Raw genomic sequence first — 10,822 nt, 5'->3', positions numbered from 1 at the left:
CCGTCGAGATAAACGAGGCCCACCAGTGGGCTCTCAGATACTGCCACGACGCCATCGAGGTTACGATGGCGTATCTGGCCGCCATGGCCGCCAGAAGACTGGGAGTGAAGGTGTACGTGGCCCAGTACATGATGAATACGCCCCCGGGGATCTCGCCTTCTATGGATATCGCCAAGTCTCTCGCGAAAAAGGAACTGATCGAATCGTTGAAGAGCGAGAGTTTCATTCCTGTAACGATGGTACGTCCCGGACTCATGTCCTTCCCGGCCGATCCCCACATGTCGATGGGCCAGCTGGTATCCTCTCTCTTCACTGCCTCTTATCTGCAACCGCAGATAGTCCACGTGGTGGCCTACTGCGAAGCGACGAAAAGGGCCACGCCCGTGGAGATAATCGAGAGCGTGAAGATGGTGAAACACGCCATGAGCGAGGCCGCAAAAGGACTGCCCGATTTCTCGAAGGACGATAAGATAGAACGACACAAAGAGTTCCTGAAAAACGAATCTGCCACTATACTCGAGGCCATGGAGAGTATCAAGATCTCCAGTCTGACCTCGCCCGAGACCATTTACGCAGCCATAAACGCGGGGATTCTAGACGCCCCGGGATTGAGAAAAATGTCGGTGGCGAAGGGGAAAACAACGACCGCTACCATAGATGGGGCTACCTTCGCGGTCGATGAAAACAACGAAGTGATCGACGAGAGAACCAGGTTGAAGAAACTGGGAATCTTTACGCTAGAATGAGCTATAAGAGCGGAAGAGTCGTCCGGCGTCAGTCGTCCCGGAGCATGGACCCGTCCTTGGGGAACGCCTCTCCCCCTCTTACCTCTGTTTAGAGACAGACGAGAAGAGCGAGATCCCGTATAAGAACCCTGAATGAGACCATTTCAGGGCAGGCTCCACGGGATGACAGTCCTTTCTGGATCTAGACCCTATGCTCTCCCTCGAGGGCCGGATATTTCTCCGTAGCTTTCCAGAAGTCCGTTCAAGGCCTCCTCGACGGTGCTTCTGGGACAGGCGAGGTTGACCCTCATGAAACCGGCACCTTCCTCTCCGAAGACCGAACCGTCTTCGAAACCCACCCGGGCTTTTTTGTACAGAAAATCTTTTAGTTCTTCCACGGTCATCCCCAGTCCCCTGAAATCCAGCCAGGCCAGGTAAGTGCCTTCGAGTTCCGTCACCTTCACCGCTGGCAGATTCTTGCCGATGAATTCCCTCATATAATCGAAATTCCCCCTCAGATACGGCAGCAGTTGTTCCAGCCACTCTTCACCGTACCTGTAAGCCGCTTCGAATGCAACAATTCCGAAGGCGTTGGCCAGCCCTATCCCCACCGAAGAGAGTGCGTTGTTATATTCGTCGAGCATCCTTTTGTTTTCGGCAATTACGGAGGCTGTAGCCAGTCCTGCAAGGTTGAAAGTTTTGCTCGGAGCGACGCAGGTAATCGTCTGCATCGAAAACTCTTTCGAGATAGAGGCCAGGGGAATATGCTTGTATCCCTCGAAGACAAGATCTGAGTGTATTTCGTCGGAAACTATCTTTATATCGTGCTTAAGGCAGATCTCTCCCAGTCTTTCCAGTTCTTTTATTTTCCAGACCCTGCCCACCGGATTGTGGGGGTTGCTGAGTATGAAGAGCCTTGTCCTGGAGTCTATTCTTCTCTCAATATCATCGAAATCCATTTCGTAACGGCCTTCATCGCTTTTAAGAGGACTCACAAGAAGCTGTCGGCCAGTGTTCTTTATGGCACTGTAAAAGGGATAGTAAACCGGGCTGTTGACCAGAACGCTATCGCCTGGATGGGAAAAGGCCATTATGCTCAGATGAACGGCGGGAACCACTCCGGGAGCGTACGCCAGCCATTCCTTCTTTATCTTCCACCCATGCCTTTTTTTCATCCACTCGACAAGGGCCTCGTGGTAACTTTCCGGTTTAACTGTGTATCCAAAGACTCCATGATCGGCCCTCTTTTTGATTGCCTCCAGTATTGGTCCGGCCACTTCGAAATCCATGTCTGCCACCCACATAGGCAAAAGATCATTTGTGCCGAAAAACCAGTCCGCGTGGTCCCATTTAAGGCAGTTAGTACCCCTTCTTTCTATTTTCCTGTCGAAATCGTACTGCACAAGCACAACCTCCGTTTTTTATAATTCTTCAATTTTTGACTATTTTCAGAAAGCGATCAACGATCCTTTCATCGAATAATTTCCCTGAATTCTCTCGCAAATACTTCAACGCCTCTTTTTCGGGCCATGCATGCTTGTATCGCCTCTCAGAAGTCAGCGCGTCGTAAACATCCGCGACTGTGAAAATCCTTGCCGAAAGCGGAATCTCTTCACCTTTCAGTCCGCGGGGATAACCAGAACCGTCCCAGCGTTCGTGATGGCAGTAGGGTATATCCAGCGACGGCACCAGGTAGTCGATCTGAGAAAGGAGCTTACGGGCATAGACTGTGTGCGCTTTCATTATCTCCCACTCGCTTTCATCCAGCGGACCTTTTTTGAACAGTATCTCGTCCGGCACGGAAATCTTTCCGATATCGTGCAGAAGCGCGCCCCTGTAAAAGCTCTCGAGCTCTCCATCGCTCAGCCCCATCTCTCTGGCGAGGGCCATGGACAGTTCCGTCACTCTGCGCGAATGCCCCTCCATCTCTATATCTCTCAACTCGAGGGCCATCGCGAGGCCTTCTAGCGTTTGATCGTAAGCGTGCTTGATCATCTTGTTGCTCGCTTTAAGGCTCTCTATCATGATAGCCACATCTATTGCCAGTGACCCCTGCCCGGCGAGTGTGATCAGAAAGTCATGCCATTCGCTGTCACGCTCCCTTTCATCAACACTGAAGACCTCCAGCACTCCCAGGGTCTTGCCGCGCGTCTGAAGGGGAACTGCGTGGTATTCGGATATCTTCATCCCTTTTATCATCTCAAGTCTGGGGCAGTTTGCGCCTGAATCGGGGCGCAACGGCCCCGAATAAGGCTCGCCCGTGAGCACGACCCTCCCGGGAACGGTACCTTCAAGCGGAAGATCGACAGGGAGACTTTTGCCGGATATCGATCCCATTCCATGCGTGAATCTCAATTTATTGTCCTCACTCAGCAAGTAAATATCGGCGCCATCCACTTCCAGCCTGGATATGGACTTCTCCAGAAAGACGTCCAGCATCTTCTCGAGCTCTACGTTGTAACTGACCGCAAGATCTATCTCGTGAAGAGCCTGAATATTGTTCAATCTTTTAGTTGCGCTCCTCTCCGATTCGACGACTTTGGTTATATCGACTCCGGTGAGAACGAAATAATCGGTCTCTTCCTTCCAGGAGGCGAGAAAGCGCAACGACCAGCGAATATGCAGAGTATTCCCGGGAACCGGGCAGCCGCTTTCGAAAACCTGTTCGCCGTCTCCATCACGGATATCATCTACGGCCGATCTCAAACCGCTCGCCGTCGAGGGATTCAAGAAAATATCGTATATGCTTTTCCCGATGATTTCTCCGCCGGAAGAGGAGAAAAGCCTTTCGAACTTCTCGTTGATTCTCGCAATTGTTCCCCTGTCGTCAATTACCGCTACATAGACCCCGGCGCTGTTGAGAACGGAATTGGAAAAGTCCTTCTGCCTCGTCAGCAGCACGTTCGCCTTCGCTTTTCCACGAAACTCCCTGAAGATCATGAAGTAAAAGAGAAGACCGCTGGAGACTACAAAGGCCCAGCCCTTATAGGTCTGCACGGTGGATAAAGAAGCCTTATCCGGAAAAAACGCGTTGACCAGCATATCCGAGAACAAAATCCACAAGGCTCCAAATACAATATATGCGAATGCAACCTTCAAGGCCGGATTCTTCACAGCAACTCACCGCCAAGGACCCCGTTCAAAGGGTTAAGCGGCACGCCTCCCTTCCTGACTGGCAAACATATTGGCCCGGTTATCGAACGGTTAGCCTTCTCACTCGATGAAGGGTACATCGATCCCGGTATATATATAGTCGGGAATCTCCGGCTCGGGATACGTGCTTTTGATAAGCTCTTTGATCGCATCGAGATACCCCTTTGCCGTGGCTGCCCAGGTGTATTTGTCCATCACTCTGTCCATGGCTCGTTCCCTGAAGGATTTCCAGACAGCCTGATCGCAGTTTATAAGCCTCTTCAACCCGCGGGAAATATCCTGCGTATCGGCCGGATCGACCAGAACCCCGTACTCGACTCCGTTTTCATTCAAGCTCTCGGATGGACCGCCGTTCGAAGTGGCAACTACCGGTAGCCCACAGGCCATGGCCTCGATCGGCGCCAGGCCGAAGGGTTCGTACAGAGAAGTCAGCGCAAAGATCGATCTCAGCTTGCCGGCAACTCTGTACAGAGCGGCCAACTCTAGCTGGCTTTCGATGTTGAGAAAGAGAACCTTTTTCTCAACGCCGTTTCTTCTGACGATCTCGATAATCTCGGAAAGAACAACTCTTTCGGGATCATCGGTCTTTTCGTACTCATCGTACGGATTTTCCATTCCCCTCACGACTATCAAGAGATTGCTGGCCTCATTCAATGCAGTATCGGTTGAGAAGGCCCTTACGAGGCCGGTGTGGTTTTTCTTGGGTTCCAGTCTGCTCGAGACGATGATCAAGGGCAGAGAGTGTCTTGAAGGTTCTACAAACCCTTTCAAAGCTGAATTCAGCTTCTCCTCGATATGGGCGTCCAGATCGGTGGATTCCGTCTTGAAGATCGAAGTGTTCACACCGGGGGGCACGACTCTGAACCTGGAGTCATCCCCGATATTCACAAAGTCCCTGTAAAGCCTGTGGCTGTACTGCTGGTAACGTTCCATCGAAGTGGAGACGAAGTTGACGGCCGAATACTTCATTGCGAGCCTCTCGGCCGCTATCCGGTACGAAAAGTTGTACTTCTCTTCAAGCTCGCCCCTGTCATCGCCGGTCTGAAGAAGCTTTTCGAGCTTCTGTGCGCCGAGCGAATGGGCAGTGAAGGAAAAGGGGATGCCTGTATCCTTGAAAAGCATCGCCCCGACCAGGCCGCCGTCGCCGTAATGGGCGGTTATGAAGCTGGGCATAGTTCTGTCCTGACGGTAGAACTCAATTACCCCCTTTCTGAACTGGTCCAGATGCGGCCAGAGCTCTTCCTTTTTCAGGAAGCCTTCGGGCCCGAACGGGATTCTTATTATTCTCACATTTTCCACACCCGGATACGAATCCATATCGCCTGCGAACTCCGGCCAATCTGGATCAGTGATTCTTCGGGTGATTATGTCGCAGTTGATACCCAGTCCGGACATCGCGACGGCCAGTTCCTTGACATATACGAGCTGTCCCCCAAAATCGGGATGAGTGGTCCAGTAACTGTCGCGCGAATCGAAATTCCCCTGTGGATTGATAAATGCTACTCTCATGCTTCAACACCTCTCATAAATCGTCTTTAGCTCTTCGATCGCAGGGAGTTGCGTATCTTTTCCTTCGTGTTCTATTCTAAAGGCGGCGCACATGTTTCCATAACGGGCCGCTTCGAAGATATCTTTCCTCTCGAGCAGCCCTCTGTACAGGCCCGACCAGAAGGCATCCCCGGCCCCGGTGGTATCGACGACCCTTCTGGCGCAGGGAGCGATCTCTTCAATCCTGAAACCGTCGGAGACAACCGCACCACGCTTCCCGAGTGTCAGTATCACGTTTTTCGCTCCAAATTCGTGAAAGAGATCTAAGTACTCTCGCGGTTGCATCTCCCCGAATATATGCCGCGCGTCGTCGTCTGAGGGCTTGACGATGTGGATATATCTCAACATCTTCTTGATGAAGGCAGGTCCGTCGTGTCCGCACTCCCAGATAACTTCGCGATAGTTGGGATCGAGCGAGATCTTTATCCCTCTCTCCGCAGCTTTCTGAACTACCGAGACGGTCGTCTCGCGGGCCGGTGAAAGTGATAGCGGCCAGGAAGTGAGATGAAGAAACTGCACACCGTCGAGAAACCGATCTATCTCCACGGGAGGCTCCAGCATACAATCCGCGCCGCGCAGGGCCAAAAATTGCGGAGTCGAGTCGGAACGCGATACTATCACGAACGAAGTGTGCCTCCTTTTATCCAGTTGAACGTATGAGACATCGATCCCCCTCTTTGCGAGAAGATCGATGTAAGCCCGGCCGAAGGAGTCGTCCCCGACCCTGGAAAGGATAGCGGAATCAACGCCGAGATCATGAAGATTGAAAACGAGGTTGCCCGGCGAGCCCGCGAAGAACCTGTTGAAGCTCTTCGCCCGTGAAAGTTCGCTGACCTGTGTATCGGAAATCAGATCTATGAGTAGCTCGCCGATCACCGCAACTCTTCCCAACGGAAAGCCCTCCTTCCTTGATTCAAGTTTATCATTATGACCGACAAATACGGAAAGCCTTTGCAGCACCTCACCCGAGGCACAACACAGGAGACAGTGGGCAGAAGTGGAAGAGGACTTTTTCGTCCTATTGCGGCAAGATCTAAAAATCGCGAGGCGAGATTTATTCCGGCCTTCGATCAGATCGACCTGTATCTGTAGAAGATTTTCCCTGCGTATTCGCGCCTTTCCACATCTTCTCTAGAGGATAACTTTTCTAAAACCCCTTCGGCTGAACCCGGACCGAACCGCGAAAAGAGGAGGCTTTCTATATCTTCTTTCGACATGGGGTGGCGCTTTATGATCTCGATAACGGTGCTCTCCGCATCGCTTTCGAGCGATAGAAAATTGCTGACTGGAAGGTTTTCGATACTCGCAGCGCCCAGCAATTCACGTGCGAGTTTCAAAGTGGCGTTATCCGGTATTGTGACACCATCTTCGGCCGGTGGCCTGGCGGGAACGTTTATATACACTCTCCTCGCTCTAATTCTGGAAAGCCGCTCTTTCAACAGTGCAAGGGACCTTTCGTCGTCGTTATAACCCTTTACGAGCATGACCTCCAGCCATACCTCTCCGGCGAACTCTCCGGAGAAATCCACCAGACCCTCGTAAACCTCTTCGTACTCGAGCTTTCCGAACGGCCTGTTGATTCGTCTGAAACTCTCCCGGTCGTAAGCGTCCAGTGTCGGCATCACGATGTCGAAACCGGAGATCTCGTCTCTGAGGTCTGCGTCGAAGAGAAGCGATCCGTTGGTGATCAGCACGAGAGGTTTGGAAGTCAACTCCCTGATCGCCCCCGCCAGATGATCGAGCGGTCTGTACAGCGTGGGCTCGCCCTCGCCCACGACAGTTACAACGTCGAAACTCTCCTCGCCCTTCTCGTTCACGAAATCCCTGACCTGGTTTATTATCTCCCCGGGAGGGTAGAAACTCGTGCGGGTGTTAGTCATGTTTGTCGTTCTTCCAAGCTGGCAATAAATACATGAATAATTGCAGGTCTTGAAGGGAATCGTTGACACACCCAGCGACCTGCCCAATCTCCGCGAAGGCACAACACCGTACACGTGAGTCATGAAAGCAACCTCTCTTTACGGCAAAAGAGCCATAGATATTATATCACCATATATGCCTTTAACATATATTTATACATTTCGAGAGGCGACTAAGAGCCGTGGTGGGGGTGGTGTAGGTTGTCGGTAAAACACGAGAAAGAGCGTCGAGAGTTCGCTTCACTCACGAGAAGGAGAGAGCGCTGTTATCCCGTTTGGCGAAAATAGGGACTGACGATTCTCCTCACGTCTGTCTCATTTTTCGCGCACACCGTCATCCCGTGTCATCCCGTAATAGCCTGTCCTGAGGAGCCTGCCCTGAAATATTCCTATTCAGGGCTCCTGTTCAGGAATCTTATACGGGATCTCGCTCTTCTCGTCTGTCTCTAAACAGAGGTAAGAGGGGGAGAGGTCAGAGGTAAGAAAGTCGAGATCTTATCGACCTTCCAGCCTCTTGCCTCTTACCTCTAGCCTCAGGTTCCCCAAGGACGGGTCCATGCTCCAACGAAGGACCAAGGACGGCTCTTCCGGGGACGGCTTCCGTTATGCTGGTATTTGTCCTCCCTTCAGATAGAATTGAATCGAGGTGATTGCGGTGGGCAGAGTCGAGTTCTCTGAAAGGTTACTCAAAAAAGACGAACGGATCGAGTTCAAAGGCAAAATAGGGCTGGTTCTCTCGGGGGGCGGCGCCCGCGGGTCATACCAGGTAGGGGTCTGGAAGGCTTTGAAGGATTCCAGGATAGAGATCGGGGGAGTTTACGGAACTTCGGTCGGCGCGTTGAACTCCGTCGCGATCTCCATGAACAAGTTTCGCGACACACGCGATCTCTGGTTGAATATCAACATGGAGAGGGTCGTTAAGGGCAGCTCCAGCAACAACTTCGTGGGAAAGATATTCGAAGCTTTGAGAGCCGGCGGTTTCGATGCTTCTCCACTCCGGGAAAGTTTCAACGTTTTATTGAACGAAGAAGCCGTCAGGAAGAGCAAGATCGACATGGGAATAGTTGCCTTCTCTCTAACGGATATGGAGGCGAAAGAGCTTTATATCGAGGATATTCCCTCCGGCCAGCTGGCCGATTACGTTCTTGCCAGCGCGAACCATCCCGTTTTCAGGAGGGAGACTATCAGGTCCGAGAAATTCATAGACGGCGGCGTTTACAGAAATATTCCGGTCAATATGGCAATGAACAAGGGTTTCAAGGAGATCATCGTGGTCGATCTTGGCCCCAAGAGGCTCCGGGATATGCTTTCGCTCTCTTCACTGGAGAGATCTGAGGAGATTACCCAGCTTGTGATTACTCCGACCGAGAATTACGGCGACGTACTGGATTTCGACCCCGAGGTTTCGGCCAACTATATGCGAGAAGGTTATCTCGACTGTTTGAAGGCCCTCGGCCTTGTGAAGGGTGATAAGTACTATATTCACGCTTCCGGCGACGCTTTCGGCGCGGCCCTTCTGACCATGACAAAACCCAGGAAAGCGGAGATGCTGAAAGTCTTTGGTGTCGAACCCTGGCAGACGGAATCGACCCATCACTTCTATTACGGTCAGCTGTTGCCCGTTCTGCAGGATTTCTTCAAAACAACGGTACCGCTCGATACGGTTATCGCCCTTCTGGAAAGTATGGCGAAGATCGTCGGATTGTCGCAACTGACGCTTTATTCGATTCCCTCGATAATGGCCGAAATAGCGGGCTGCGACATCGATCTCTTCAAAGGCCACAGCTATAACGACATAGAGGTCGAGAGAATCGCAAGGCTCATCAAATTCGCTGTTGACAATTTTGTGCCGGAAAAACTGGAGGGAAGTCAGTACAGGACTTTCAAAGAAGGGTTCTTGGAGCTCTTTCCCGCGCAATAGTAGCGGTCGGGGGGCCTGTAAAGAATTTCGCGGCTCGTAAGATAGCATTTCGAAGGATCTTTTCAGCAATTCGGCCGATTCTCCTGGATCCCTCAACTCGCCAAGCGCGAGCATCTGGACGATTATGTTTCCTATCGCCGTCCCCTCTACCGGTCCGGCGGTGACGGGAAGGCCCGTGAAATCGGCTATCAGCTGGCAGAGCAGTTGGTTCTTCACTCCTCCGCCCACTATGTGGAGCCCGTCGATCCTGCCGGTCAACCGTTCCAGCTCCTTCCTGGTGAGTTCCGTCATCGCGGCTATGCCTTCCAGAGCCGTCCTTACTATTTCACCCCGTGTGCAGGGTATCGAACCGCTATCGGCACACTCCTGCAGAATCGCCCTTTCCATGCTTGCCGGTCTCTTGAAACGGGGCGATTCGACGTCTATCTTTCCGGAGAACGGCCTCGCCTCCCCGGCCATACGCACAAGCGAGGGGTAGTCCAGCGACTGGTCTTTCGCTTTCCACTCCCTGAGCAGTTCCTGCACCAGCCAAAGGCCAGTGGCGTTTTTCAAAAGCCTGTATTTGCCGCCATAGCAGCCTTCGTTGGCGAAGCGCAAAACCTCTTCGATCGACAGTCTCTCACCGTCGTATCTGCCGACGAAGGCTTTGCCGCCAGAGGCACCGATATCGACGGCGAGAAAACCTTTCAAGCGGGATCACCTTCGATGGGACTGGAGAAACTCCCCGATCTCGCTCCCTGAGGGCATGGCGTTTGCCGCTCCGTACCTTGTCGCTACGATCGCCGCGCCGGCGTTGGCGAATCTCAGGATCCCTCCGAGCGTTTCAAAATCGAGGGCTTTGAACCGTTCATCTGAGAGCGAGTAGAGTCTGGATATGACGGCGGCCATGAATGAATCCCCACAGCCGGTCGTCTCGGCAACTTCGACCTTGAATCCCTCCTCGCCTATGAACCGCCCCCGCCAGAAGGCCCTGGCTCCTTTACTTCCGAGCGTGACCAGCACCAGTTCGTCGCGGCCGACCTCAAGGCTTTCGACCGCCTTTTCAACGTCGCCTTTTCCCGCTATGTATTCCAGGTCCTCGTCGCTCAGCTTCAGAATATCCACCCGGCGCATTATCTCCCTTAACTTTCTTCTGAAGGTATCGTGATCGACGACCGCGTTTTTTCTCACGTTTGGATCGAAAGAAGTCCTCACTCCGGCCTTCTTGAACCTCTCGAAAAGATCGATATAGGTAGAAGCCGACGGCTCATCCAGAAGAGCGATGGAGCCGAAGTGAAAAAGCGAGAAATCTTCGGGTGAGAGATCCTTCAACTCGTCTTTGCGGAGCGATATGTCGGCGGCGCGGTCTCTGTAGAACCTGAACTCGGGCTTTCCGTCGCTGTCAAGTGCCGCGAAGGCCAGCGTCGTTTTTGTGCCGGTCTCTCTGACGATGTAATCGGTCCTGATCCCGAGCTCATTAAGATACTTGACTAGAGCCTCTCCGAATTCATCGAAGCCGATTTTCGAAAGAAAGGCCGTGGGAACTCCGAGTTTCTGAAGACCTGCCGCTATATTGA

Annotated in this window: 7 protein-coding genes and 2 pseudogenes; 2 read left to right on the top strand and 7 right to left on the bottom strand. The window is 52.4% G+C overall.

Features of this window, described 5'->3' with window-relative positions:
- Positions 1-746, top strand: a pseudogene (locus PKX57_RS09645) (methionine synthase); the annotation flags it as partial.
- 188 nt (positions 747-934) lie between these two features.
- Here PKX57_RS09645 and PKX57_RS09640 read toward each other — a convergent pair.
- The 5 genes from PKX57_RS09640 to PKX57_RS09620 all read right to left on the bottom strand — a co-directional run bounded on the left by PKX57_RS09640 (position 935) and on the right by PKX57_RS09620 (position 7,429).
- Positions 935-2,128, bottom strand: coding sequence for a MalY/PatB family protein (locus PKX57_RS09640; RefSeq protein WP_472417011.1), 1,194 nt, complete (start codon positions 2,126-2,128; stop codon positions 935-937).
- 28 nt (positions 2,129-2,156) lie between these two features.
- Positions 2,157-3,722 carry an HD domain-containing phosphohydrolase gene (locus PKX57_RS09635; RefSeq protein ID WP_472417009.1) on the bottom strand — a complete coding sequence of 522 codons (1,566 nt, stop codon included), beginning with the start codon at positions 3,720-3,722 and terminating at the stop codon, positions 2,157-2,159.
- A gap of 216 nt (positions 3,723-3,938) precedes the next feature.
- Positions 3,939-5,387, bottom strand: coding sequence for a glycosyltransferase (locus PKX57_RS09630; protein WP_213920857.1), 1,449 nt, complete (start codon positions 5,385-5,387; stop codon positions 3,939-3,941).
- A gap of 3 nt (positions 5,388-5,390) precedes the next feature.
- A complete protein-coding gene (locus PKX57_RS09625; protein ID WP_472417007.1) occupies positions 5,391-6,317 on the bottom strand; it encodes a carbohydrate kinase family protein in 927 nt (308 codons plus the stop codon).
- Positions 6,318-6,496: 179 nt separating this feature from the next.
- A complete protein-coding gene (locus tag PKX57_RS09620) occupies positions 6,497-7,429 on the bottom strand; it encodes a radical SAM protein (RefSeq protein WP_472417005.1) in 933 nt (310 codons plus the stop codon).
- A gap of 571 nt (positions 7,430-8,000) precedes the next feature.
- Between PKX57_RS09620 and PKX57_RS09615 the strand changes: the two genes are divergently transcribed.
- Positions 8,001-9,266 carry a patatin-like phospholipase family protein gene (locus tag PKX57_RS09615; protein ID WP_472417003.1) on the top strand — a complete coding sequence of 422 codons (1,266 nt, stop codon included), beginning with the start codon at positions 8,001-8,003 and terminating at the stop codon, positions 9,264-9,266.
- Positions 9,267-9,431: 165 nt separating this feature from the next.
- Here the strand turns inward: PKX57_RS09615 and PKX57_RS09610 are convergent.
- Together PKX57_RS09610 and PKX57_RS09605 are read right to left on the bottom strand one after the other, a co-directional pair.
- Positions 9,432-9,791: pseudogene (locus tag PKX57_RS09610) on the bottom strand (FGGY-family carbohydrate kinase); the annotation flags it as partial.
- Between the two features lie 171 nt (positions 9,792-9,962).
- Positions 9,963-10,822: carbohydrate kinase family protein (locus PKX57_RS09605; protein ID WP_472417001.1), on the bottom strand; the 860-nt coding region annotated here is incomplete at its 5' end.

It is taken from the genome of Mesotoga sp. (genome assembly GCF_035363035.1).
In the GTDB taxonomy this organism is placed as follows: Bacteria; Thermotogota; Thermotogae; order Petrotogales; family Kosmotogaceae; genus Mesotoga.
Note: the sequence above shows the minus strand (reverse complement) of the source record. Positions and strands in the feature narration are given on the sequence as shown.

Bases quoted from the DNA above. Each gene is read 5' to 3' on its own strand.
- PKX57_RS09620 (WP_472417005.1), bottom strand. From the start codon at position 7,429: ATGACTCACGTGTACGGTGTTGTGCCTTCGCGGAGATTGGGCAGGTCG.
- PKX57_RS09630 (WP_213920857.1), bottom strand. From the start codon at position 5,387: ATGAGAGTAGCATTTATCAATCCACAGGGGAATTTCGATTCGCGCGAC.